Origin of the sequence: Vibrio sp. 10N.261.54.E10, from assembly GCF_002877735.2 — a bacterium.
Classification (GTDB): Bacteria; Pseudomonadota; Gammaproteobacteria; order Enterobacterales; family Vibrionaceae; genus Vibrio; species Vibrio crassostreae_C.
This window is the reverse complement of the sequence record NZ_MCXE02000001.1, coordinates 1,544,140-1,570,523: the sequence shown is the minus strand read 5'-3', so window position 1 is coordinate 1,570,523 and position 26,384 is coordinate 1,544,140. Positions and strand designations below refer to the sequence as shown.

General features: G+C 43.3%; 20 protein-coding genes and 1 pseudogene. 13 read left to right on the top strand and 8 right to left on the bottom strand.

Translation table 11 applies throughout. The features are described 5' to 3' along the window. Positions 1 to 75 precede the first annotated feature (75 nt). Together BCU07_RS06945 and BCU07_RS06940 are read left to right on the top strand one after the other, a co-directional pair. Positions 76 to 1,938, top strand: a complete 1,863-nt coding sequence (locus tag BCU07_RS06945) for a DUF294 nucleotidyltransferase-like domain-containing protein (RefSeq protein WP_102428440.1) — start codon at positions 76 to 78, stop codon at positions 1,936 to 1,938. Beyond that, positions 1,938 to 2,654 (top strand): 3'-5' exonuclease, encoded by a 717-nt coding sequence (locus BCU07_RS06940; protein WP_017063627.1) that lies wholly within the window; start codon positions 1,938 to 1,940, stop codon positions 2,652 to 2,654. The genes BCU07_RS06945 and BCU07_RS06940 overlap by 1 nt, the downstream gene beginning before the upstream one ends. A gap of 134 nt (positions 2,655 to 2,788) precedes the next feature. Here BCU07_RS06940 and BCU07_RS06935 read toward each other — a convergent pair whose 3' ends face one another. The 3 genes from BCU07_RS06935 to BCU07_RS06925 all read right to left on the bottom strand — a co-directional run bounded on the left by BCU07_RS06935 (position 2,789) and on the right by BCU07_RS06925 (position 6,358). Then, positions 2,789 to 3,463 (bottom strand): oligogalacturonate-specific porin KdgM family protein, encoded by a 675-nt coding sequence (locus BCU07_RS06935; protein ID WP_102428441.1) that lies wholly within the window; start codon positions 3,461 to 3,463, stop codon positions 2,789 to 2,791. A 76-nt stretch (positions 3,464 to 3,539) separates the two neighbouring features. Continuing rightward, positions 3,540 to 4,799 (bottom strand): alginate lyase family protein, encoded by a 1,260-nt coding sequence (locus BCU07_RS06930; RefSeq protein ID WP_102428442.1) that lies wholly within the window; start codon positions 4,797 to 4,799, stop codon positions 3,540 to 3,542. Positions 4,800 to 5,746: 947 nt separating this feature from the next. Then, complete coding sequence (locus BCU07_RS06925) at positions 5,747 to 6,358, bottom strand: toxin-antitoxin system YwqK family antitoxin (RefSeq protein WP_017061462.1); 612 nt, start codon at positions 6,356 to 6,358, stop codon at positions 5,747 to 5,749. Between the two features lie 509 nt (positions 6,359 to 6,867). Here BCU07_RS06925 and BCU07_RS06920 point away from each other — a divergent pair. Together BCU07_RS06920 and BCU07_RS06915 are read left to right on the top strand one after the other, a co-directional pair. Beyond that, positions 6,868 to 8,640, top strand: coding sequence for a sodium:solute symporter family transporter (locus BCU07_RS06920; protein WP_017063630.1), 1,773 nt, complete (start codon positions 6,868 to 6,870; stop codon positions 8,638 to 8,640). 85 nt (positions 8,641 to 8,725) lie between these two features. After that, positions 8,726 to 10,342 carry a polysaccharide lyase 6 family protein gene (locus BCU07_RS06915; RefSeq protein ID WP_102428443.1) on the top strand — a complete coding sequence of 539 codons (1,617 nt, stop codon included), beginning with the start codon at positions 8,726 to 8,728 and terminating at the stop codon, positions 10,340 to 10,342. A gap of 166 nt (positions 10,343 to 10,508) precedes the next feature. Here the strand turns inward: BCU07_RS06915 and BCU07_RS06910 are convergent, their stop codons facing one another. After that, positions 10,509 to 11,021 carry a peptide-methionine (S)-S-oxide reductase gene (locus BCU07_RS06910; protein WP_017063632.1) on the bottom strand — a complete coding sequence of 171 codons (513 nt, stop codon included), beginning with the start codon at positions 11,019 to 11,021 and terminating at the stop codon, positions 10,509 to 10,511. 239 nt (positions 11,022 to 11,260) lie between these two features. Here BCU07_RS06910 and BCU07_RS06905 point away from each other — a divergent pair, with 239 nt between their 5' ends. From BCU07_RS06905 to tnaA, 3 genes are all read left to right on the top strand, one after another. Next, complete coding sequence (locus BCU07_RS06905) at positions 11,261 to 12,358, top strand: YcjF family protein (RefSeq protein ID WP_102428444.1); 1,098 nt, start codon at positions 11,261 to 11,263, stop codon at positions 12,356 to 12,358. After that, positions 12,345 to 14,021: a GTPase family protein gene (locus BCU07_RS06900; protein WP_102428445.1), complete on the top strand. Its 1,677-nt coding sequence runs from the start codon at positions 12,345 to 12,347 to the stop codon at positions 14,019 to 14,021. The genes BCU07_RS06905 and BCU07_RS06900 overlap by 14 nt, the downstream gene beginning before the upstream one ends. A 773-nt stretch (positions 14,022 to 14,794) precedes the next feature. After that, positions 14,795 to 16,267, top strand: coding sequence for a tryptophanase (gene tnaA, locus BCU07_RS06895; protein WP_102428446.1), 1,473 nt, complete (start codon positions 14,795 to 14,797; stop codon positions 16,265 to 16,267). A gap of 174 nt (positions 16,268 to 16,441) precedes the next feature. Here tnaA and BCU07_RS06890 read toward each other — a convergent pair. Next, positions 16,442 to 16,552 (bottom strand): annotated as a pseudogene (locus BCU07_RS06890) (LysR family transcriptional regulator); the annotation flags it as partial. Positions 16,553 to 16,635: 83 nt separating this feature from the next. Here BCU07_RS06890 and BCU07_RS06885 point away from each other — a divergent pair. After that, on the top strand, positions 16,636 to 16,875 hold the full coding sequence (locus BCU07_RS06885; RefSeq protein WP_017081013.1) for a hypothetical protein: 240 nt from the start codon (positions 16,636 to 16,638) through the stop codon (positions 16,873 to 16,875). 214 nt (positions 16,876 to 17,089) lie between these two features. Further along, positions 17,090 to 17,407: a Dabb family protein gene (locus BCU07_RS06880; RefSeq protein WP_009846539.1), complete on the top strand. Its 318-nt coding sequence runs from the start codon at positions 17,090 to 17,092 to the stop codon at positions 17,405 to 17,407. A 92-nt stretch (positions 17,408 to 17,499) separates the two neighbouring features. Here BCU07_RS06880 and BCU07_RS06875 read toward each other — a convergent pair whose 3' ends face one another. Both BCU07_RS06875 and BCU07_RS06870 read right to left on the bottom strand, forming a co-directional pair. After that, positions 17,500 to 18,711, bottom strand: coding sequence for a DUF3103 domain-containing protein (locus tag BCU07_RS06875; protein ID WP_102428447.1), 1,212 nt, complete (start codon positions 18,709 to 18,711; stop codon positions 17,500 to 17,502). Between the two features lie 324 nt (positions 18,712 to 19,035). Continuing rightward, complete coding sequence (locus BCU07_RS06870; protein ID WP_102428448.1) at positions 19,036 to 20,859, bottom strand: M4 family metallopeptidase; 1,824 nt, start codon at positions 20,857 to 20,859, stop codon at positions 19,036 to 19,038. Between the two features lie 529 nt (positions 20,860 to 21,388). Between BCU07_RS06870 and BCU07_RS06865 the strand changes: the two genes are divergently transcribed. Further along, positions 21,389 to 22,156 (top strand): hypothetical protein, encoded by a 768-nt coding sequence (locus BCU07_RS06865; RefSeq protein WP_102428449.1) that lies wholly within the window; start codon positions 21,389 to 21,391, stop codon positions 22,154 to 22,156. A gap of 28 nt (positions 22,157 to 22,184) precedes the next feature. Here BCU07_RS06865 and BCU07_RS06860 read toward each other — a convergent pair whose 3' ends face one another. Further along, entirely contained in the window at positions 22,185 to 23,141 is a 957-nt protein-coding gene (locus BCU07_RS06860; RefSeq protein WP_206360870.1) for an IS110 family transposase, read from the bottom strand. A gap of 344 nt (positions 23,142 to 23,485) precedes the next feature. On the opposite strand from BCU07_RS06860, the gene BCU07_RS06855 reads away from it, so the two are divergent. The 3 genes from BCU07_RS06855 to BCU07_RS06845 all read left to right on the top strand — a co-directional run bounded on the left by BCU07_RS06855 (position 23,486) and on the right by BCU07_RS06845 (position 26,378). Further along, complete coding sequence (locus BCU07_RS06855) at positions 23,486 to 23,935, top strand: hypothetical protein (protein ID WP_102429247.1); 450 nt, start codon at positions 23,486 to 23,488, stop codon at positions 23,933 to 23,935. A gap of 40 nt (positions 23,936 to 23,975) precedes the next feature. Further along, positions 23,976 to 24,533, top strand: a complete 558-nt coding sequence (locus tag BCU07_RS06850; protein WP_102429248.1) for a cysteine hydrolase — start codon at positions 23,976 to 23,978, stop codon at positions 24,531 to 24,533. Between the two features lie 426 nt (positions 24,534 to 24,959). Beyond that, a complete protein-coding gene (locus BCU07_RS06845; RefSeq protein ID WP_102429249.1) occupies positions 24,960 to 26,378 on the top strand; it encodes an SLC13 family permease in 1,419 nt (472 codons plus the stop codon). Positions 26,379 to 26,384: the final 6 nt, after the last annotated feature.

The following is a 26,384-nucleotide window of genomic DNA, read 5'->3' as shown; positions in this document are numbered from 1 at the left end:
TTTTGCTAAAACCGCTAGTAACCAGCATTGTTAGTTATATAATAATACTAATCAAATTAATGCGAGTGTGATTATATGCCTCAGTCTCTATTGCCAAATATTCTTCAGTTCATCGGTCAGATAGACCCTTTCGATAAGATCCCTAAAGAAGCGCTTCGTGACCTCGCTTTTAATGTTCAGATTACCTATCTAGCCAAAGGGGATGTCGTCGATCTATGCGAGTCAGGAAAAGAAAAGTCGCTCTATATCATTCGAACAGGATCTATGGAGCAAAGAAAATCGGACGGTGTGCTTCGTGCACGGTTAGGCAGTGAAGATCTGTTCGGCTTCACGTTCTTAGATTCTGAAGTTAATGATGATAAAGGCTATAGAGCTGTCGCAATTGAAAACACCTTACTTTATGTTATTCCACACTCGGCGCTTCAAACACTTTTCAAAGCTTTTCCAAGTTGTGCTGAGCATTTTGCTTCACAGGCCCAAGTTCGTTTGAAATCGGCACTGGATGTGGTTTGGTCAAACAAAGAGAAAGGCTTGTTCATTCGTAAGGTTGAAGAAGTCGCAAGCGGACAGGTGGCAATTGTTAAGTCTGAGCAAACCATCCAGTCGGTTGCGGTTGAAATGCTTCATCAACGCTCACCGTGTGCCGTGATCTATGAAGGTGAAACCATTGTTGGTTTGATCACCGACCGAGACATGACTAAGCGAGTGATTGCCCACGGCGTGAGTACTGATAGCCTGATCTCAGAGGTAATGACGCACTCTCCACTTACTGTAAAACCGGATGATCTGGTGCTGCATGCGGCCTCTATCATGATGCAATTTAATATCCGTAACTTGCCCGTTGTGAAAGAGAATAAGGTCGTTGGTCTTCTTACTACGTCTCATTTGGTTCAAAACCACCGTGTTCAAGCGATATTCTTGATCGAGAAAATCAAATACGCGGGCAGCGTGAAAACCATGTCTTCGTTCACCTCAGAGCGACAAGCTATTTTTGAAGCGCTGGTGGAAGGTAAAGTGGCGCCTGAAACCGTCGGCAAGGTAATGACCATGATTATGGACGCCTACACCCGTCGATTGATTCAAATAGCGATTGATAAGTTAGGCCCACCACCGTGTGATTTCTCTTGGATCGTAGCCGGATCGCACGCACGTAATGAAGTGCACATGTTGTCGGACCAAGACAGCGCGATTGTTCTTGCTGACGATGCAACCGACAGTGACCGTATTTACTTCAAACACTTAGCGATGATGGTGACCAACGGCTTAGCAAGCTGTCACTACCCATTATGTCCAGGTAAATTCATGGCTGCGACGCCAAAATGGTGTCAGCCCCTCAGTGTATGGAAGCACTACTACAAGAAGTGGGTGGCTAACCCAGAGTACGAACGCTTGCTTAATATCAGTGTGTTCCTAGAAATTCGTACTATCTACGGCAACAGTGAGTTCGAAGGTATTCTGCGCGATGAGCTGCATAGCAATATTCGCGGTAACCGTGAGTTTTTAAGCACGCTAGTGAAAGACGCGGTCAATACCAACCCGCCACTTGGCATCTTCAATAGCTTAGTGCTAGAGAAGTCAGGTGAGAATAAGAAAACGTTGAACGTGAAGAAGTACGCGATCAACTTGATTATCGACTTAGCGCGTATTTATGGCCTTGCTGTGGAGTGCGATTTGTCGGCGACTGACGAACGTTTCGCTGCTGCCAATGAAAAAGGCATGCTGAGCGACGATGCATTCAAGAACATTCTGGGTGCTTACCAGTTCATTCTCTCTTTCCGTTTTGGCCATCAACTTGAAGCGCTGAAGAACGGGGATGTGCCTGACAACAACATCAACCCAGATAGCTTTGGTAGCTTTGAGCGTAAACACTTGAAAGATGCCTTTAGGATCATTGCTGACCTTCAAGAAGCGGCGAAAATTCGTTTTGGAGCGCGCTAATGAGAGCATTGTTAAATTATTTTCATCCGCTTGAGCGAGTCAAGCGCAAGCGAAAGCAATACCTAAATACGGTTAAACTGCCTGAAGCATTACACGATCTTGTTGAACAGCCGTGTCCAGAGATGGCGGATTTGGCTAAAGATAGTGAGTATATTGTGTTAGATCTTGAAACGACGGGCTTAGACAGTGAACAAGATCTGATTTTATCGATGGGGTGGGTTGATGTGGTTAAGGGGCGAATTGATTTGGCATCTGCCAAACACATCTATCTTAACAACGACTCTCAGATCAACGCAGAAACCGCGGTTATTAATCACATTACGCCGCAAATGTTGGAAGAGGGCGCGTCAATTCATGATGCCATGCTGACCTTTTTTGAAGCCGCAAAAGGTAAAATCATTGTTGCGCACGCTTGTGTTGTAGAAGAGAAGTTCATTAGTCAATATCTACTTCGATGTTACGGATTGAGAACGGTGCCTTTGCTTTGGTTAGATACATTGTGTATTGAAAAATCTATGGAGAAAGCGATCAGTAATCATGAAGAGGTAGATTTAACTTTGGCAGGGACTCGCGAAAGGTACGGGCTTCCTGAGTACAACAGCCACAATGCATTAGCCGATGCCGTTTCGACAGCGGAATTGTTTTTGGCTCAGCAGAAGCGAGTTGTGCCTAACGATAATGTGACCGTTGCCTTTCTCTATCGGATTAGTCACTAGGAAAAAGAGCTGCAAGTGCGCGGCTCTTATTTTACTGATTTTAAAGGAAAAAAAGCCAGCGATTAAGCTGGCTTTTGTTTAGGTCTTAGAAAATTAGGACAGTAATTATCTTAGATTATCTATATAGCTATCGATTAGAAGCTGTAAGTAATACCTACACGGCTACGTAATTGACGGTCACGGCTGTCTTGAACGTTACCTAACTCAACGTATGGACGCCAGCTCCAGTCAGCCTCTTTGTAGCCCACTTTAAAGTTGTAATCCCACTCGTTGTCAGCACCACCGCCGCCAGTCCACTCATTGTCAATGAAGTCTTCTGCGTAGTTAGCTTCAAAGCCGAACTGCCATGCATTCCAGTTGTAATCGATGTTACCTGTAACTTTACTGCGGTTCTTATTCTCGTTTGAAGAGTCAGATGTGTAGTCACGGAACTCGTGACGGTAGCGAAGTTTCGCCTTTAGGCCTGATTCGAAAGAGTATTGAACACGTACTTGCGGTTTGTAGGTTACGCTATCAGAACCAAACGTTACTGGCATACTTGGTTGAATTAACCAGTGCTCGTTAAGCTTGAATTTGTAACCGTATTCGAACTCGTTGTCTGCCGCTTCCCAACCAGAGAAAGGCTTACCTTTTTGCTTTATTTCAGCGCCGAAGAAGTGGTTATCGACAGAACCGCTCATCTTGATACGACTTGCCCAGTCTTCTGAGCCATGTTTGTACTCTTGGCGCGCGTCGAGTGATGCGGCAGACACGCTGCCTGCGAAAAGAGTCGCTAATACTGCAAGTGTTACTTTATTCGTTTTTATCATTGTTATTGTTTCCACTGTATCTAAATAAAAAGGGGTTACTAAAGGACCAACGTTGAGCCCTTTGTTGTATTTGGGATTATAGTTTTGGGTAAAGTAGTTCTACGTCTCGTTGAGCCCACACTTCAGCTAGCTGCTTCTTGACTGTGAATTCGCTGAAATCGGTCTCTGTTGCTAGTTTTACCCATTCAGGGTTTTCCATAGCTACGCCAGCTTTCAGGTAAAGCGGAGTCATACGTTCAACGCGACGACGTTCGTCTTTCTGTGTGTATGGCCACTCTTTCGATAGGTCGTTGTAATCAGCCATTAGCTGAATACCTGTGTCTAAAGAACCGCCTTTCTTATTGGTGTAGTTCCAAAGATCGATACCGACCTTGTCACCGATCTGAGCCATACCGATCAATGGATCTAGGCTGAAATAGTGGTAGTGGTAAGCACGCGTGCGCTCGATTTCATGAGGCTGAGAGCCGTCTTTTTCGAATTGAGTGTCGATACGCATCTTGCCTTTTTGAACCATTTGCTTAGCAAGCGTTTCGTTACCAATAAAGTAAGAAACACCTGCAACTTGATAGTCGTACCAAGTACCGTGGTTGTTTTCTGCGTAAGCTTCGCCTTTAGGACCGCCAGATAAATCATCGATGATCAACCAATCCAAGTATTCGCTGTACCATTGGGTGATTTGTGTTTCGTCAGACTCTGACCAGGTAGGTGATTGAGACAAAATAGCGATTGAATCTAACATGCGATCAGTCAGCGTTCTAGTATCGATGATTCCACCGCGGCGACCTTCTGCTACACCAGGAACACCTTGTCCGTAGTTCACGTTCGGGTTCATCTTGGTGTCTTCGTTGAAGAACCAAGTTCTTATGTATTCGATACCTTGCTGAGCATATTTTTCGTCTTGGCTAAAATAGTAGGCGACCGCTAATGCACGAACAGAACGGGTGAAGTGGCCAATACGTTTTGAGTCAGTTTCGTCAGTTTTTGATGCTGGGTTTGTTTTTCCGTCATGGCGAATCCATGGAAGCCCATCTTCTTTTGATTCATCAGGCCACCAGTATGGGCTAATGCTCATGTAATCGTTCTTGCTGCCACTTGGCGGAACCATTCCTTTATCAGCAACGCTAAAAGGACCATCGTTCATTGCTAGGTCGGCTTCTTCAATAAGCTTTGTGTACGCGTCTTTCATTGATTCAGAAGCATTGTCTGATTGAAGAAGAGTACGGTTCGCTTCTAATGTTGCTTCGTCTAAGAAAACGAATTCAGCGGCTATAGCCTGAGAACCAAAGGCGATAGCACCAATACAAGCAGCAAGATGTAGGAGTCGAGGGGCTTTCATATTTACGCCTTTTATTTTGAGTTAAGATAATACAAATATGCTAACGATTTGAAGGCGCATGATCTGTGAATTGGATCGTGTTGTGAGGACAAACCACTATTTACAAAGGGTTACAAAGTCAGTTTGTATTGGTAAGTTTATGATTTTTAGTGTTTTGTTTGGCTGTTGATCATGGTTTTGAAGAGTTTTGTTCATCAATAAATGTGCGCTACAGCAAAAAATTGAATCTTTAGATGTTATTTTTATTTGTAATACATTATTATTTACTAACTTTCTGTAGCAACACATAACTTTGCTGTGTTGATTGCATGAACAGACGGTGTGAAGCCGAATAAGTAAGAGTGGTCTTGAAGCTAAATGGATTAAATCCACCGCTTTAAGAACATGAGACATTTACTTGAGGTGATTTAAAGCTCAATCAGAGAAGGTTTGAAATGTAGTAGGCAAGGTAGTGACATAGCCTGCTATATAAGTATGAACTTGATAGGAATGAACTGGGTTCGAATCGTTACCCGTTGTTCTCATCAGCGACAAAGAAGAAATCGTTGAAGTGCTTGCGAAAGCATTTTGATTATTGCTCCCAACTATTCTAATTATAACTTCTGCTTTCCTTTAGAAAGGTAGGAGATGGTAGTCGAAGATCTACCCTTGCGCTCATGTTGATACAGGCAACATGAGCGTTTTTTTATCTGAAATTTGAGTAGAGAATAGTTTGATAAGCAAAAACGTGTAAGCCCGGCTTAAGAGCTAAGCTTTTAGGTTGATGACAGCGCGTTCAAGTGAGTCTGTTACAGCATCAAAGCCACGAACATTCACGCTTAATCACATGAATGTTCGTTTCCCTTCTCTTCTCTTCTCTTGTCTCTTAGTTGCAGACGTGTAGCTGCAAACTTTAACAGCAGGCGTTTAGTTATATCAAAGAGCTCCGTGAGAGCTGTTCTTGAGGCTTAGCTTTCTGTAGGCATCCACACCTGTTTAGAGGTGACTTTGTGATCTTTAAAGGTCAGTTCTTCAACTTTGTCACCGTTAGTATTCCAGCGAGTAAGTTTTCCGTTCGCGACTTCACCTTCATCAAACTTCGCTTGGCTGGCCTTATTACCGTTCGGGTAGTAGTCCGTTACCAATCCATCTTTTTGTCCGTCGCTGTATTCAGCTGTCAAGCTTTGTTCCCCATTGGGATACCAGCGAGACGCGGTGCCTGATAGTTCATTGTCTTTATAATTGAGTTCTGCTTTTTTCTGTCCGTTTGGATACCAGGTTTCAGCTTTGCCTTGCAGTTCACCTTTTACGTAATTCACTTTAGAAGCGACTTGGCCATTCGGATACCAGTTAGTTTCTAGCCCAAGTTCTAAGCCATCGGCAAACTGAGCTTGGGTCGCGACTTGGCCGTTATCGAACTTCTCTTCAAATTGACCAGTGAAAGGTTTTGAATGGTTTACTTGGTAAGCCACGCCTTTACGCATCTGTAAGTAGTCAACAGCATCTTCACGCGGTGTTGCTGCATAGCTCATAGAAGATACCGTACTAAGAGCAATTAAGATTGGAACGTATTTCTTCATAATGACACCTTTTTATTGGACGGGGAAAGTGTAACGGGTGTGTTAAAAGCATTTCACTTCCGTGTATCCCTGTCAGTATCTAATAGTGGTTTTCAAGTTTTCATTATTGGCTGCCTAATATAGGGAACTTTTAAAAGCAAATTATCGATCTTATTTGTACTACAAATATATTGGTTTAATTCATTTTTATAAATTATATCTAACGATATTTTTGCTGCTCTTCTTTAAGCTTTGATCGTCAAGAATAATAGTTTTTAACGATGAATCTTCGATTTTTAGAGACTTTGTTCATGTTTTTCGGGGTTTTGGTCGAAATTTAGTGCGGATAACTGCACTGACTTGAGGAATTGCGCTCATAGGTGGTGCAACTTTGAACTCGATCACTTGTATGATTAATTGAGTGTCAGACTGTAAGATCATTGTCACGCATTTGGATTATTGTAGTACAAATATACTTGCCATTTATTTATAGTGACCTCAACAAAAAAACATAAATAAAAGGTCTAACGATGGAACTCAATACCCTGATAGTTGGCATCTACTTCCTATTCTTAATTGCGATAGGGTGGATGTTTCGAACGTTTACAAGTACGACAAGTGATTACTTCCGTGGGGGAGGTAATATGCTGTGGTGGATGGTAGGTGCAACCGCATTTATGACCCAGTTCAGTGCTTGGACATTTACTGGTGCAGCAGGTAAAGCCTTTACCGATGGCTTTGCCGTAGCGATTATCTTCATCGCGAACGCATTCGGTTACCTAATGAACTACCTTTACTTCGCTCCGAAGTTCCGTCAACTGCGTGTTGTGACGGTAATTGAAGCGATTCGTATGCGTTTTGGTAAGGTGAATGAGCAAGTATTTACTTGGTCTGGTATGCCAAACAGCGTTATCTCTGCAGGTATTTGGTTGAATGGTCTAGCAATCATCGCATCGGGTATCTTCGGCTTTGATATGACAACGACGATTGTCCTAACGGGTCTGGTTGTACTAGTAATGTCAGTAACAGGCGGCTCTTGGGCGGTAATCGCATCTGACTTTATGCAGATGGTTATCATCATGGCGGTAACGGTGACGTGTGCTGTGGTTGCGATTTACCACGGTGGCGGCGTTACGCAGATCGTTAACGACTTCCCAACAGATTCATTCATTACGGGTGATAACCTGAACTACATGAGCATCTTCAGCATCTGGGCTGTGTTCATCTTCTTAAAGCAGTTCAGCATCACCAACAACATGCTTAACTCTTACCGCTACCTTGCTGCGAAAGATTCAAATAACGCACGTAAAGCAGCTCTACTTGCTTGTGTACTAATGACGCTTGGTCCAATCATCTGGTTCATGCCTTCTTGGTTCATGGCAGGTCAAGGTGTTGATTTAGCAGCAGCTTACCCAGAAGCTGGCAGCAAAGCCGCTGACTTCGCTTACCTTTACTTCGTTCAAGAATACATGCCTGCAGGTATGGTTGGCCTTCTGATTGCCGCTATGTTCGCAGCAACAATGTCTTCAATGGACTCAGGTCTAAACCGTAACTCAGGTATCTTCGTTAAGAACTTCTATGAGCCGATTCTTCGTCCTAAAGCGACAGAGAAAGAGCTAATGGTTGTTTCTAAACTAACGTCTACTTTCTTCGGCATCGCGATCATCTTGGTTGCTCTGTTCATCAACTCTCTTAAAGGTCTGAGCCTTTTCGACACCATGATGTACGTGGGCGCATTGATCGGCTTCCCAATGACGATTCCAGCATTCTGTGGCTTCTTCATCCGTAAAACACCGGATTGGGCAGGTTGGGGCACGCTAGTTGTAGGTGGTGTGGTTTCTTACTTCGTTGGTTTCGTTATCACTGCGGACATGATTCAAAACTGGTTCGGTCTAAATGAACTAACTGGCCGTGAGTGGGCTGACCTGAAAGTGGCTATCGGCCTTATCGGGCACATCATATTTACTGCTGGCTTCTTTATTCTTTCAACACTGTTCTACAAGCCTCTTGCTGAGCACCGTGAGAAAGACGTAGACAAGTTCTTCAACAACCTAGCGACGCCACTAGTTGCTGAAAGTAATGAACAGAAGAAACTGGATAACAAGCAACGTCGTATGTTGGGTTCACTTATCGCGGTAGCGGGTGTGGGCGTAATGACTATGTTCGTACTGCCAAACCCAATGTGGGGACGCATGGTATTCGTTCTGTGTGGCTTGATTGTGTTCTCTGTTGGTCTGTTACTTGTTAAAGCAGTCGATGACAAAGTCGAGCAACAAGACGAAGTGACTCCAGCCGAAGGCTAATTTAATACGCATCCTAAATAACATCACGGCCACCTGAACGGGTGGTCGTCATTTTTATAATCCAAACTTTAATGTGAGATGTACGATGAACAAAAAACTATTATCGGTAAGCATTATTAGCGCGTTCACACTCGCTTTTGCAACAGGCTGTACAACACAAGAAAAAACAGCACCCGTAGTCAGTGTCGCTGAACAAGCTACGCCTGCTGTTAGCGAAATTGACCGTAGTTACCTATTGAGCAGTGACCGCTTAACAGAGGTAGATGGCGACACTTTAGCCGTTGCTTCGGAAGAGCAAGTGGCTGAGCTTAAAGCACAATTTGAAAACCTAAAAGATGGCGACGAAGTGGTTATCCCTGCCGGTAAATACGCGAACTTAGGTCAAGTGACGATCACGGCGAATGACATCACTATCAAGGCCGAGCAAGCAGGTTCTGCGTGGATCACGGGGTTGATTCAGTTTGAACTGAAAGGCGATGACATCACGCTTGATGGCTTGGTATTTACTGAAGGCGGCCCTAAAGAACGCTTTGGTGCAGTTCGTATGATGGGTAATGGCAATACGCTTCAAAACTCAACATTCTACTACTTCAACCACGATTACACGTACGAGCCAGACGAGCGTCGTTCTGAGTATCCAAAGTACCTTTGGGTATCTCTATGGGGTAAAGACGGCAAAGTCATCAACAACCGTTTCGAAGGTAAGCAAAAACGCGGCACTTTGATTGGTGTACAAAAAGATGACACAGCTGACAACCACCTGATCGCAAATAACATCTTCATGGATCAAAAGCCTAACCAGTTCAACGAATTCGACATCAAAGAAGCGATTCGTTACAACGGCAACAGCTGGGAAGCGATCCGTATTGGTGATTCTAAATCTTCACAGTGGGATTCAAGTTCTAAGTTCGTGAACAACCTAATGATCGATATGGATGGTGAGCGTGAGCTTATCTCGATTAAGTCGGGCGACAACACGATCTCAGGCAACACGATCTTCCAAAGTGCAGCTCTTATTTCACTGCGCCACGGTAAAGGCAACACAGTTGAGAACAACATGATTCTTGGCAATGGAAAGCGCCTAACGGGCGGCATTCGTATCTACGATGAAGATCATGTGATTCGCAATAACTACATTGCCAACACTCGTGGTCGTGATGGTGTGATTGAAGGCAACGCTGACCTACGTGGCGGCATTGTTATTAACACGGGCATCATCGACGTAGCGAATGGTGAGCAGCTAGATCAATCGGTGAAAGGCAAAGAGCTTAATAAGCAGTGGACACCGAAAAACATCACGATCGAGAATAACTCTTTAGTTGATACTGAGTGGGGCATTGTTTACGGCAACCAAAGTCACCGTGTAAGCCTGTTCAACAACGCAGAAGTGGAAGGCATTTATGCGGGTGTTGATGTGGCGTTTAAACACAATGTGGTTGATAACTCGCAGTCACCTGAATTTGTAAGTGTCCGTGCAACGCAAGACTTCCCATTAGTTGGCGCAACCTACACAGACGAAACTTACGTAGGTCAAGTAACGGATTCTGAACTGATCGAAGGCTACTCGGTTGAGCTACCAAAAGTCGTTGTAGAAAATGGCATTAACGCTTACCAAGGTGAAGGCGCAGACGTGTCTAAACTTGCGGTTGTGACAGCTGAAACAGCGGGTCCAGACTACGTGCTTGAGAATACGACTAAGTAATTTATTAGTTAATGGCTAATGGCTAATGGCTAAAGGTTAATGGCTTGAGCTACCAAATCAATTCACGATAGCTGTCCTGACCATAACACTTAAAAAGCCTCAACAGATAATGTCTGTTGAGGCTTTATCGATCTTAGGTCGTGATCATCTCAATCTTACGTCGAGACTACTGTGATTTATACTTATGCAGTAGATCCCAAGGGATATGACATAAGTGGTGATCTTCAGGGAAGTGACTTAAGTGATGCTGGTGGATGTCGTCGCTGGCAACATAATTGGTCAACGGCAACACCTCAACAGCGATACGGTCGGCATCATCTCTTGAAGAAATATAGTGCTTAGCTTCGGTTAAGTGTTCTGCATTAGTGCTGTATACACCTGTGCGGTATTTCTCTCCGACATCGACACCTTGTTTATTCAAGCTGTAAGGGTCGATAATCTCAAACAAGTGTTCCATCAAAATCGTGACTGACGTGATGTTTGGATCAAATTCAATTTGTACGCACTCCGCGTAGCCATTGTAATCGCTTTGTGTGCCGTCGCTTTGTGTCGTTTTGTTCTCTGTTGGCTGGGCGCTTCCATTAGCACGGCCTGCTTCTGTGCTGATAACACCAGGAACGTACTTAATAAATTCTTGTACACCCCACAAGCAGCCGCCAGCTAAATAAATTTGTTCCATACTTCTCTTTGAGCTCTCTGTGTTTGTTGATGTTCGTTAGGTACCCGAATCAATACGATGATACCCGTACGTATAAAAAAGCGTCTATAAAAATGAGCGCGCAAATAAAAACAAGCGTTTAGGCATTGTAAACCTGTGCGACTGAACAAACATAAGTTTAATATGATTTGTGATTATATAAGTCAGTATTGCTTTGTCATCAACTCGAATCTCAACATCAAGTGAGCGTTACTCTAAACATGTTTGATCAAATAAAAGACTTCATTAATCCGAGCAAGAACCCAGACTTGACTCAGGCTCATGAATATCAGCGCAAGCATCTTCCTACATTGTGGCTGTTGGGCAAAACGGGGGCGGGCAAGTCATCGTTTATTCAAGCGGTCACGGGCGACTCTTCTGTAGAAGTGGGCAATGGTTTTGCGCCTTGTACCATGACGGCGATGTCGTATGAGTTTCCGCAAGACAAACCCGTGATGAGGTTTCTTGATACCAGAGGACTCAGCGAAGCGAATTACGATGCGAAAGAGGATTTGGAAGAGATTGGTCAGGCAGGTAATGCGTTAGTCGTTGTAATGAAAGCCGACGAACCTGAACAATCCGCTGTGCTTACGGCTCTAAAACAGATTAAGAAACAGAAGAAGATTAAACACTTGTTGCTGGTTCATACGGCGGTGTTGTCTTCCAGTGAACCAGATCGAGCAAGGCAAATTCAGTTCAACACCAACCAAGTAGAGAAGGCTTGGGGTAAAGAGTTTGAATCGGTAGCGGTCGATTTTGAAACCGATAATGGTGATGTCTATAACCTCGAATTCTTGTTAGATCGCTTGACCAGCATACTTCCTGTTATAGGCATGATGGTGCAAGACAAAGAACATTCCACGCAAGAAGAAGCCAACTTTGATCAAGTAGAAAACGAAGTGCTTTGGTATGCAGGAAGTGCCGCAGCGAGTGACCTGATTCCGGGTGTTGGTTTGGTGTCGGTACCTGCGATTCAAGCCAAAATGCTTCACAGCTTGGCCAATCAATATGGGGTCGAATGGAATAAGAGAGTCTTTAGTGAGTTGATAGGCACTCTGGGAAGCAGCTTTACTTTGCAATACGGAATGAAGCTGGGCACTCGACAGTTGATAAAGCTGATTCCAGTTTATGGTCAAACGGTAGGTGCGGTGGCTGCAGCGGCAATGAGTTTCGGCACCTCTTATGGTTTAGGTCGCGCGGCTTGTTTTTACTTCTATCATAAGAACAAAGGTGAAGAAGTGTCTGAACAAGAGATGCAGAAGATCTACAAAGAATCTCTGAAAAAAGGAAAGGCGGCGTCGGGTTATGAAGAAAATTAGAAACCTATTTCGATTACTGGCGGTGCTATCGAGCGGACGCTGGGGCATTGCCCTGATTTCGGCGATCTTCCCAAGCATTATCATGATGGGTTTTGGTGTCTTCTTGGCGATCAAATACGGTTATCTACTCGAAATGTCGATTGCCATTGCCGTGAGTACCTTGGTGTTCACCATTCCTTTATTCATTTCTAGCCGTTCTTCAAGCCGCTCTTCAAATAAAGAGTCTTTCTCGAATAAAGAGAGTGGCGGCCTTGGCGAGGATACTGCTGAAGCTGAATCACAGCATAAAAAAGCTGATATCAACGATGCATTGGTTAAGGCTTCGGCTGATTGGTCTCAAAAAGAACTGTCGATCTGGAATGATTCAAAACACCATGTACGCCAACAATTAATGGTCGACATAGAGTGGGGTAACCTAGACCAAACCGGTTTAGAGGTACTTGAATTTGTTGCGAAAAAGTTTGATAAGAAATCGCTCGATTTCTCGATTCCTGAAGGGCTAAAGCTGTTCGAAGAGGTAAGCCGACGCTACAAACTGGTAGTGCGAGAGCATATACCGGGCATTGAGTATCTCAAGGTTTCTTACATTAAGGCGGGCTATGAAGCCTACGATAAATACGGTGAGCTAGGGCAGAAGATCGTTAAGGCCGCTATTTGGGGGAATCACCTCAAAAACCTCTATTTGAACCCGTTAAAAGTTGTTTCTGATTTAGGGAGAGAGCAAGCGACATCTTCAATGACAAGAGGTGTGGTTGATGACATGCAATACGCCGCCAAACAAGCCTTATTAGATGAAGTTGCGGCGGTGGCGATTGATCTCTATAGCGGACGTTTCAGCATTGAAGATGAAGCATTGAAAGCGTCCGATGTTTCTGAACTCGACGAACAACGGTTTGCTCCTGAATTAGAGCCTGTGCGAATCGTGCTGGTGGGGCAAACCAGTTCTGGTAAATCTTCACTTATCAATGCGCTTAAGCAAGAGTTGGTTGCCGAGGTCGATGTACTGCCATCAACCGACACTTCAACCGTATACAACGCATTTGTCGACGACAATGATGTTCGCGTTGTTGATCTTCAGGGGCTTGATGGCAATCCTAAAACCGAAGCCTTAATGCTGAAAGAGATGACCCAAGCGGATGTGGTGCTATGGGTGCTTAAAGCCAATCAGTCTGCACGTGATTTGGATAAGCAATTGAAAGATAGATTTGATGCTTTCTATGACGATCCTAACAACATCTCACGCAAGAAACCGATTGTGGTGTCGGTTGTGAATCAGGTAGACAGATTAAAGCCTGTAGACGATTGGCAGCCACCGTATGACTTAGAGAATCCAACATCGACCAAAGCGAAGATCATTGCTCAAGCGCTCGAATACCATCATATATTGCTGCAAACCGATATCGTGTTACCGCTGGCGATTGCGCCAGAAAAGGTACAGTTTGGTTTAGATACTTTAAGGCAGACGTTGATAGAGCGTATCGCTGACGCAAATAACGTTCAGAGAAACCGCCAACGTTTAGAAGCCATGAAAAGAGGCTCGTCGGTTAAAGGCCAACTGAATAAAGCAGTCAAAGTGGGTAAGAAGGTGGCACCCAGCGCATTGAAAGCGGCGACACCAAAACTGGCTGAAATGGCCATCAAGCAAGCCGTGAAGAAGAAGTAAGTCATTCACTGCGAATACGGTTCTGGTGAGGTTTGAGCCTCATCAGAATTTATCTTTTCTAGATCGGCGAGTTTTGGATCTTGGCTTTATTAGATGATGGATTTTTTAGAAAACAGCTATCTTCGCCCCTTATTAGAGAAGTGTTGATTTCAAAAGGGATTTGATATTATTAAGGTTCTCTCTGAACTAGTTTAATAGTATATAAACAGCTGTGATTCACATTTTATATAACACGCTATCGTATTTAATCATCATTCTAAATATTGATCACATTTATACTTTTTTAAGCTGTATTTATAAAACAATTGCACTATATTTAAACTTCGGATCATCTTGATTTCAACGTAGGGATATATTGTGAACATGTATCTGAAATGGCAATCAACAACTTGGCTAACCTTGTTAGCTTGGTATACCTTAGATCACCAACTCTCGTTCCACCTTTCTTCAGAGTAGTACCCTCTAGGCGTCACGCGCCAGCAAAGCAGCGAGCTTTGTTTACCTATCAGCAGCTTTGATAACCTTTGAACGTATGAATGTCGCACTTATTATTCCGTGTAGGGTATTCGTTTTTTGTCGTTCTCGCTAATTATCTTAGCCTCTGTTTAGGTTTGATTAATAAGTCATTATTTAATTTGTTTATTTTCACTGTTAATTTTCACTGTTAATTTTCTGTGTATCTTTATACGGAACTATTAATTTAATAGTGAGGACTCGTGACATCTAAAGAAAATACATTTCGACCTGATCGGAATGTATTGAAAGGTATTATTATGGAAAACTTCAAACATCTACCAGAACCGTTTCGTATTCGTGTTGTAGAGCCAGTAAAAAGAACAACTCGCGCCTATCGTGAACAAGCCATTGTCGACGCGGGCATGAACCCATTTTTGCTCGACAGTGATGATGTGTTTATCGACTTACTGACAGACAGCGGAACAGGATCTATCACTCAGCGTATGCAAGCCGCGATGTTAATGGGTGATGAAGCTTACAGTGGTAGCCGCAGTTACTACGCATTGTCGAATGCGGTTAAGGATATCTTCGGTTACGAGTTGACGATTCCAACACACCAAGGACGCGGTGCAGAGCAGATCTACATTCCGGTTCTTATTAAGAAGCGTGAAATGGAGAAAGGGCTCGATCGCAGCAAAATGGTCGCCTTGTCGAACTACTTCTTCGATACAACACAAGGCCACACCCAAGTGAATTGCTGTGTGGCGAAGAACGTTTATACCAAAGAAGCGTTCGATACCTCAGTGAACGCGGATTTCAAAGGCAACTTCGATGTGGTGAAGCTGGAAGAAGCGATCTTAGAAGCGGGCGCAGCCAATGTTCCCTACATTGTGAGCACCATTACTTGTAACTCTGCTGGTGGACAGCCAGTGTCTATCGCCAATCTAAAAGCCGTTTATGAAATTGCTCAGAAGTACGATATTCCTGTGATCATGGACTCGGCACGCTACGCTGAAAATGCCTACTTCATTCAACAACGAGAAGTGGGTTATCAAGATTGGACAATCGAACAGATCACTCGTGAGTCTTACAAATACGCGGATGGCTTAGCCATGTCTGCCAAGAAAGATGCCATGGTACAAATGGGCGGCTTGCTGTGCTTTAAAGACGACTCTTTCATGGATGTGTACACAGAGTGTCGAACCTTATGTGTGGTGCAAGAAGGCTTCCCAACCTATGGTGGTTTAGAAGGTGGCGCAATGGAGCGTCTTGCGGTTGGCCTTTATGACGGCATGCGCCAAGATTGGTTAGAGTACCGCATTGGCCAGGTTCAATACTTAGTTGATGGCTTAGAAGCGATGGGCATCGTGTGCCAGCAAGCAGGCGGTCATGCTGCGTTTGTCGATGCGGGTAAATTGCTGCCTCATATCCCGGCTGGTCAGTTTCCCGCACATGCTTTGGCGTGCGAACTCTATAAAGTCGCGGGTATCAGAGCGGTTGAGATTGGGTCTTTGCTGCAAGGACGCGACCCAGCAACAGGTGAACAACACCCATGTCCTGCTGAGTTGTTGCGCCTTACCATTCCTCGCGCGACCTACACACAAACACACATGGACTTCATTATCGAAGCATTCGAAAAAGTGAAAGAGAATGCAGGACAAGTGAAAGGGCTCGATTTTACCTACGAACCGCCGGTGTTAAGACACTTCACTGCGCGCTTGAAAGAGGTTGAAACCGTTGAAAAACAAACCGAAAAAAAGAACGAACAAACGCTCGAAGAAGCATTTTAAAATAAAAACATAAGCGAATAGTCACTAGAACCCTAATCAAAGGCTCCCTCGGGAGCCTTTTCTTTATTGGATGATAGGGGAGTTATGTCGTTAAGCAGCTAAGCAGCTAAGCAGCTAAGCAGCTAAGCAGTTAAGCGGTTAACCCGGTAATCATTTAGGCCTTTAGATGCTGAACTACGCTTGTTTGTTTTTTAGGGTAGACTTCAACATTTGGAATAACCACTGATTCAAAGGTGCGTCTTTTGGCGAGCGGCGGCAGCTCATCACATAGCTCACATCTATGGTTCATGTTCGATTGTTAAAGTTACCTCAACAAAGAAACACAGATACCAAACGAACAAATAATTAAAAATAATATGAGGTGATGTATGAAAAAGTTAATCGCACTAGGCTTAATGGCTCTTTCAATGAATACTGCTTTTGCTGCTGACGGTACGTATACAGGGACTATCGACATGACAAGAAGCGAAGGTAATCAAGTAAAGGCTGAGCGTGTTGAATCTGACTTAACACTGGAAGGAAGAAATGAAGCGTCTAACGGCGGAATCCAATTCCAAAAGAACGTAGATCAAGACCAAACGATCCAGCTTACAGGTCGTCGTGATTAACGTTAAAGATGTGCTTACCATTGTCATGAGAAATGCTGCGCCCTTGGGTGCAGCATTTTTCGTTATTGGGTTGTGGAGTATTTTATAAACTCTAGCGATCTAGCCTTGGCATGTTGTGTAACGTGTGGCATTTTGTTGTTCTCTAATTTAGATCGCTATTGGGTGTTGGTTAAGCATTACAAACCAGTAAGCGAACGACTCGAAAGGACAAGGAATGACTCAAAAAGAAACGGGAATGATTCGTCATATTCTACTGATTAAGTTTAAAGAAAACGCTGAAGCTTCAGAGGTTCAAAAACTAAAGATGCTGTTTGAAGCGATGCCAAACAAGGTTGAAGGGGTCACTTCAGTAGAATGGGGATTAAATGACAGCCCTGAAAACAAGAATCAAGGTTATACCCACTCGGTGTTAATGACGTTCGCCGATGAAGAAGGCCGCCAGAATTACCTTCCGCACCCTGAGCATGATGCGCTGAAAGATGTGTTTCGTCCGCTTTTAGAAGACATCATTGTGTTTGATTACTCCCTGTAATTAGGTTCTGAGTAGGTCTCTTGTGTTTGACTTACCTTCGATAATGAAGAGTTAGGGCCTAGCGATTAAGCCCTAACTGAATAAGAAACGACTTACTCTGTTGGCGAAATCGTGACTGGTGCAAACGATGCGACAGCATTTCCGCCAGCGCCCGGACGGTCTACATAAGGCGTGTTCTGCATTAAGGTGTAGTACACATCCACGAAGTCATCATCATTCACTAATACGCCATCAGGAATCACATCGATAATCTTGCCTGTGATCTGAGGGATGATCGCATAACCTTGAACTTCTGGATCAGGAATCATCTTCAGTATCTCTTCTGCGGCTTGAACTAAGAGTTTTGCTAGCGCTTTGTAGTCTGTGCCATCATCGTGTTCCATTAAGATCATGTCTGCAGCGCCCCAACGGTAGCGAGGCCAGAAGATGACGGTCTGGTTCGGGTAGTACGTTTGTTTGTCGTAGTCCAGATAAGGCATCTCAACGAGGTCGATCTGGGGCTCTAAACGACTTGAATCGACACCCGTCACGATAGCGTAGATTTCCGCTTTACCAGAGATCCAAGGTTCTTGGTCGACGGCTAAACGGATTTTGGTTAATTGTGTGGTATTCAACGGCTCAGGTTCCGACAAGGCCATCGAGCGACGTGCCCTGTTCATCAAAGACGGTTTTTGAGGTTTACTCTCGTCGGCATTGGTATCGCTAACGGCATTGATTTGCGTTGTAGTACCCAGCTTTTGCATCTCTGCCTGCATTGCCATTAAGCCAGCTTTGAGCTCTTCAGCACCGTTACTATCAACCACAAACACTGGGACGTCTGGCATTTGGTACACATCTAGTTCATGAACCTGTCCGTACACGTCATACGCTTCAATGTATTGCCAATTCGAATCGTCGCCTGATGGTTCAAACGCAAACAGCGGGTTTTCACCATTCTTCCAAGCTTCAATCATCGCTTCATCAGCCATGCGAATCTCTAACACGGAGTTGCTGAAGTCGTTGATCCCTTTCATCTTGCGATAACCAAGATCCGCTTTCTGCATCCGGCTTGAAAATGCAGAGTAGGGCTGAGTAGAGCTCAATTTATCTACAGGCGCGGATAAGTTATTTTCTGAGATCTGAGCCTTCAATGAAAGCTCAAGATCGGAATAACGCTCGCTGATTTGCAACGCCAGAGATTGCTTTTGCGCTGCGCTACTTTCTGCAATACCTAATGAATCAGTTGTCTCAATATTTTGCGCAAAAGACTGGAAGCCAACCACTGTCGTTGCAAGCACCATACTGATAGGAAAAGATGGTCTCATAAATAATCCTTATTTTAATTTTTATCATTAATAGAGCATTTGCCCTATAAGGATTAACCTATCAGTAACGTGAATGTGTTCAAAAGTTAGTCAGTTATTTTTGTTTCGTTGTGCAGCACAGGATCTCAATTTAAACTGTTTTTATAAAACAATGCCTAAGTAACCTTGATATTTATAAATTAATAAACGTATCAGTAAATAACTTACAATATTATTAGCTACTACGGTGTGTCATAAAAAAACCTACTCAAAGTGAGTAGGTTTTTATTTCGCGGTTAACCGCTAGTTCTCGATTTACAACTTGTTTGAGAGGCTCGCTCTAACTCAATCTAAACGCAACGTTAGGCCAGAGTAGTTCGAGTATCCACGCAGTAACACATGGTAGGTTACGCCCGGTTGAGCGCTTACACTGCACTGCTCATTGTTTCCAGCACGATAAGGGTGACAGTCGTAACTTGATGTTGTTGGCTTGCTTCCCGATTTAACGTAAAGGTCGGCATCGCCTGAACCGCCAGACATTGAAACCGTCACGCTTGATGCAGAATCTACGGTGAACGTGTAGAAGTTCTCTGAAGATTGATTCCCGCTTAGGTTCGCAATCGGTGTGCCTTTCGTCAGCACATTGCCAGTTGGAGGCGTTCCACCACAGCTTGCATTCACGCCTACAGTGTTGAATGCATCTTCAACATCGGCAACCACATAGCCCATGTCTGCTGCGGCTTTCGCTACGCCACAAGCTCCGGTATCAAAGGTACTGTTTGCCGTCCAATACAATTGGTTTGCGACTGTGAATATTTCAAAGCCCTTACGTACATTCCAACCCGATTTGTTCGCTAAAAGGTAAAAGGCACGGTTGTAAACACCGCTAGATAAGTGAACGTTCAAACCATCGTAGTATTGAGAGGCATGATCAATCGATCGACCATCTTTTGAAGGTTGATCGAAGTAACGCAAACCACCTTCAGATTTGAAGATATCGCTACCGACCACCCAATCCACATTGCCACGTAAGTAGTATTCAGCCGCTTCGCCCGCAATGTCTGAGAAGGCTTCATTCATACCGCCCGACATATTTCGGTACACAAGACCGGAGTTTTGCTCTGTGAACCCGTGGCTGACTTCGTGAGCACTCACGTTAATATCGACTAATGGGTAAAAGGTATTTTTGCCATCTCCAAAAGTCATGGATGTACCATTCCAGAAGGCATTTTCATAATCCGTGCCGTAATGAACTCGCATCGTCAGCTGGAAAGTTAAAGGCGACGTATTCATCCACTCTTTGTACATATCAAACACGACATTACCGAAGTAGTGCGCATCATTAAGAGGCGAGTAAGCCCCGTTAATGTACTTATGATCGGTGTAGTTGGTTCCATCAGCACAGTTGTAACTGTAGGCTGCGCTGCCGGACGTTCCGTTCCTCAAATCGATTGTCTTAACTGATTCATTTTCTAACTTACACGTGGTACCTGTTTTGTCGATGGGAAAGCTAGGGAAGTCACTGCCATATTCATATCGAGTGGTTTTGATATTACCACCTGGGCCAGTACCTAATGCTTTAGCGTGGTTTAGCCCATTCCATTTTTGGAGAACATCGCCAGTCGTGGCATCAATAAAATAGAAAGGGCGCTCTGGCATAGAGGACGCGATAAAGAAATCGACCAGATACACCACTTGGGCGACTTGGTTCTCATCCAATCTCACCATCAGTTTCGCGTTTTTATTTTCAATCGACTTTTTGCCGACAGTAAACGTGCGATGAGCAGACAGTGCGGCTTCAATCGCTTGCTCTTGATTCAGTTTTGGCGCGATGCCGGATAGGTCACCACTGATCCCCTGTGCCATTGAACCAAATACCTGAGTGGGTTGGTTCTTGGAAAGGGTGGCGACAACGGAGGTATCAAAGACGGGTAAGCCTAGGTGAGTTTGTTGGTAGCGGACTTTCGTTTTCCCATTGGGCAATACCACCCGTTTTACTTCAGAAAAACCTAATTCTAGTGGGGCAACACTCTTCGACTGCGCGACGAGGCTTTGTTGTAGCAGTGTATCATTATCGATTCTGACCATTTCCGCAGCGTGTGCAGTAAAGCCGAAAGACGTACCTAGAATGGCTGCTATTTTCCAGCTTAGTTGACGTTGTTGGTTCATTTTTCGTTCCTGATTTTAATATAAACTCCTTCTTCCCAACGGCTTTATAGGAAGTCTATATGCAACACACTTGTGCCATGTGTTGCGAATCAAGATTGGAAGAGCATTTCGGCTTATGACAAGTTTTTATTAGAGATTAAATTTTAGAGTATGTAATTCAAAGTTTACAAAAATCCCTATTGATCAAATTGTTTTTATAAAATCTAATTTTATTATTTATCGTAAACGTATGAAGGGTCTGGAGTTATTAAAATCCGCTTTGTTTTAATTTATAGAATGAAAGTTTCTAAGTTAACTTAGATATTTTTCTGTTTTCACCTTAACTACAAATGAGTAAATAAGCAGGTTTTTGGAAGTTGAAATATTGTCTTTATTGTCAATAGTAAACTTGTTTTAACAATATCAGTCAGAGCAGTTATCAAGTTTTCTTCATTTTGTTTCGCTAGATTTAATCCGCTAACTCGTAGCTTGTTCTCAATTAAGACAGCTAGTAATATCGTCTAGTCATCAGTTAAAAGGAATATTTTGAATGAGTTTATCCGAGGTCATGTTTTCATATGACAGTGCAGCAGGTGAAGAGGGCATAAGAACCCTTCATTATGAAGGTAAGTTATATTTCTCTTTGTTCGATGTTGTACGTACAATTCAACGAGAAAACCGTGTTTTGGCCCCTGGTCAGAACTCTAAGACAATACTCACGTTACTTAGAGCCCATATTACACATTTACTTCCACACGAAATTTATATTCGTGATGATATTCCTAAAAACATAGATGATCCCCTTCGTGAAAGTTATGTAACGAAAGCTGGTCTTTTGAGGGTTGTATTGCAAGATAATTCTCCAGCTTGTTTAAAATTCCAAGAGTGGGTATTGGAAGATGTCCTTCCTCAGATATTAGAAACAGGTCAGTATACTCATCCAAACCTTAAAAATGCTTCAACTGTGCCATCAAATGAAGACTTTGATGTTGAAACTATGCTGAGATTACAACTTCAAGAAACGATTGAACGAAAAAAAGCTGATGCAGAGTTAAAGAAGCAGATTAACTCCCTTGATTCAAAGCTTAGTACCATCGAAAGAGTCGTGAATAACGAAGAGTTAATTTACGTCACCGATGATGAATTAGTAAGCGAGCTATCAGATAACAAACAATATGAGGTTTTTTCTTATTGTCTCGGTTTATGCAGCAAGGAACCGCAGCTATATCGTGCCAGAAGAATTACAGGGAACGACGACATTGAATCAAAGATGTTCAGTAGGAACACAGTTGATAAAGCAGTCACAATGGTCAACTAAACCTAACAAACGACTATGGCGTCAATGATTAATTTTTGGCTGTGTTTTCATCCCACATGGCGCCATCTCTGAGCATAGAGTTAAGTGTCACAACCATCTTTCGTACGCACGCGATTATTGCGACTTTTTTAGGTTTCCCAGCAGCTAAAAGTCGAGCATAAGTCGCTTTGAATATGGGGTTACATTGCATGGCTGACATCATCGCCATGTATAAAACGGTTCGTACTTGCGCTCGACCGCCTTGGATCACGCGCTTACCTTTGTAGCGCCCACTTTCGCGTGTTATTGGAGCGACACCAATCAGTGATGCTGCTTGTTTATTCGTGATGTAACCAAGTTCAGGTACGTTGCTAATTATTGATGCAGCGGCAATGTTTCCTATTCCTGGGACGCTTTGCAATATTGTGTTTTTAGCTTGGTATTCAGGGCTATCTTCAATGAGTTTAACGAGCTTTTCTTCTAACTTGGTGATTTGATTTTTTATCGTGGTTAGCATTGGTTTGATAGTCGGATGGAGAGAGGCGGGAAGTATCTGGATTCGGTTCTTTTCCATGGTTTGCATGGATAACAACTGGTTTCGGCGAATGACTAAGTCACTCATTAGGCGTATGTTTTTTGGCTTTATGACAGTAAGAGCTGGTTTGATTGCTTCTCCATAGTGAGCGATCAATTCTGCATCTAAACGATCATTTTTGGCTCTGCGGCCAATAGCACCAGCGAATCGTTTTATGTGGACAGGGTTTGCTCTGACAATAGGTAATTGAGCCTCTGCACATGCAAGAACAAAAGGCATTTCTAATCGGCCTGTAGCTTCAATAACGATTCGTTCAGGACTGTGACTCTTAATCGTTTTGAGTGCTTTTTTGATGCCTTTATCATTGTTCTCTACTGAGAAAAATAGGTCTAGTGGCCTGATGTGGATGTCTAATTGTGTTTTGCCGGTATCAACTCCAACGTTGATGCTTTGATTGATTTTAGTATTCATAATAAGCTAACTCATGCTTGCGTAATGCGGGTTCGAGACCCAGTCGACTATTCGAGGTTTATGCTTGAAGTCCTATGTAGCGTTCATGTTTGTTATCGGTCTCTCGATAGAGGAGCCAGCGTTTAAACGAACTGCTACATAGAAAGCTTTAGTTGCAGCTAAAGCCTGGGTCTCACATTACCCGATTGGAGCGCTTATTATCCATACAATCTGTTTAAGGTTGATTTGCAACGCGTGGCACTTTTACCATGCGTTGCGATTAGTGATTAAGGTGGCTTGCGGCGGCTTTGGCATTGCGTTGCAGAACTCTTTACATGGCGTATACCTGTGAGGGAAACATAGAAATGGATAACTGCGAAAGCTTAGTTTTGGAATATTTAAGGGCAGATAGATCTGTATTTGTAAACACGCAATGCTGCATACAATTATTCGACTCACCAAACCCTGATACAAGTGGCCCTCATTGGTATTGCGACTTAGTTGCTGTTAATTTCAAAGAGAAACGGGTGTATCTTTGTGAGGTTACATACTCGAAAACTTTAGCTAGTTTACTGAAACGTTTTGCCTTATGGGATGAGCATTGGTGCGACCTCAAAGCTGCCTTAGTACGTGATTGTGGTTTGCCAGTTGACTGGGAGGTGATTCCGTGGGCATTTATTCCAGAGCATCTTCAACAAAAGTATGAAGAAAAGTTATTAACGATCAAAACACATAATATGCCTTATCCTAAGCTAACTACATTAGAGAGTATCTTACCTTGGCATTATCGTTCATGGAACCGAACGCTAGGTTAGTACGCATATAATAAGGCATTCGGTTTTCAGGGAGGTCATCGTGACTAAATTGCTACTAGTTATTGATATGCAAGAGGACTTTTTCCAGCAGGGTAGGCTTGCTAAAAAAAGAACAGAATTTACTTGCTCATTGAACAAGCTTATACACGCATTTCGTAGAGAAAGTCAGAAGATTATTTGGGTACGTCAAGTGTTCAAAGAAGACTTGTCAGATACTTATTTAGCCTTACGACAATCGAGTCAAAAATGGACTATCGAAGGTACTAGCGGTTGTGAGCTATTAGACGAATTGGTTCGACACCCGCAAGAGTATGAAGTTATCAAAAAGCGTTATAGTGCTTTCTTCGAAACAAAGCTTGATGAAATTTTAAATGAAATGGCACCTAGTGAAATTGTAATTGCAGGTGTAAATACCCACGCATGTGTAAGAGTTACTGCTATCGATGCATACCAACGCGATTACCATTTAATATTGGCAAAAGAGTGTATCGATTCATACGATCAAGGTTGCCACGATGAATCATTTGGGTACATGGTAAATAGTGGTATTGGGGTTCCATTATCTAATGCTGAGATCATCGATAGATTGAAAAGTTAATAAGAAATCTAAGATTGATTCATAACGCTTGGTACTCTCACTACAAGTAAGTTTAGTACTTATGGCCGATACTTTAGGTCAGGGTTAGCGTGGTCCATATATTAACTTGTCGCTATGGCATCAATAGTTCATTCAGGTATACCTACCCCAGTGAGCTTGTTCAACGCTTTTATCAGAAGTGGCTCTTAATTTATGGACATGACTAGAAACGCAGAAACCACTCTCCTGAATTTAATTGCAACAATAAATGGCATACAAACGTAGAGGTAGCGCACAGAATCGAAAAAGGGGATATCGTGATCACATAATCATTGATCTAGCCGATAGTGAGATAGTGATAAGAGGTCGATAATTCGTTGTCGGACTAAATTAGAACTTTAAATCTAATTTCTAAGTAGTTGTTATCTCAGGAAGAGTTTTTGTGCTATGCGCCCCTATATAAAATACATTATCCCTATTTTAATTCCTTTCATTATCCTCGTAATGCCGCTATCAGCGTTTCCATTTGAAGGCCTTACGATTATTCAACAACGCGTTATTGCGATCTTTTTGTTAGCGGCATTGTGCTGGGTGTTCGAGCCTATCCCTATTTACGCGACGTCTGTTGTTATTATCGTTCTGCAATTATTGATGTTGTCGGATAAAGGGCTGATCTTTTTAAGGTTTGAGCATGGGAAAGAACATTTTGGTGAGCTGTTAAAATACAGCGATATCATGGCGACATTCGCTAGCCCAATCATCATGCTGTTTTTGGGTGGTTTCTTCTTAGCAATGGCCGCCACTAAATATCGATTAGACGTAAACTTAGCTCGCGTGTTGTTGAAGCCATTTGGACAAGACCCAAAGTTTGTGATGCTCGGCTTAATGTTGATCACTGGTATCTTTTCGATGTTTATGTCTAACACGGCAACAACGGCAATGATGCTCTCTATTTTAACGCCGGTACTGGCTGTGTTTGGTCCGAAAGACCCCGGTCGTGTAGCGTTTGCGCTTTGTATCCCGGTTGCCGCTAACATTGGTGGCATTGGTACCCCAATCGGTACTCCTCCGAACGCTATCGCACTTAAATATTTAGTTGGCGATAACCTAATTACGTTCGGCGAATGGATGGCATTTGGTGTGCCGTTTGTCATTATTATGATGGCGTTAGCGTGGTTTTTAATCGGCTTTATGTACAAAGCTGACCAAAAGAAAATCGAACTAAGTATTAAAGGTAAATTCCTTAAAACACCCAAAGCTATTGCGGTGTACGTCACTTTTGCGCTGACCATCATTCTTTGGTTAATGGGTTCAAGCCATGGCATGAACTCTTACACCGTCGCTCTGATTCCTGTCGCTGTGTTCTCACTCACAGGGATCATCAATAAAGAAGACCTGAAGAAAATTTCTTGGGACGTATTGTGGCTTGTATCAGGTGGTATTGCGCTTGGTTTAGCGCTCGATAAAACTGGCTTAGCAAAGCTCGTGGTACACAGTATTCCGTTTGATAGCTACTCACCCTATGTGGTGTTGTTCGGAGCGGCGTTCTTGTGTTTGGTAATGGCAAACTTTATGTCTCATACCGCAACGGCTAACTTGTTAATGCCAATTATGGCGGCATTAGGTTCGTCTATGGCTTCACTCACGCCACTAGGCGGTGAGCTAACGTTAATTTTGGTTGTGACTTTTGCCGCTTCATTAGGTATGTCGCTGCCAATCAGTACGCCACCGAATGCGTTGGCTCATGCCACTGGTCATGTGCAAAGTAATCAAATGGCCAGAATCGGTATTATTTTGGGTGTGGTTGGTGTGCTACTGAGTTTTGTTATGGTGTGGGTGCTACATTCAATTGGTCACATAGGATAACGATAC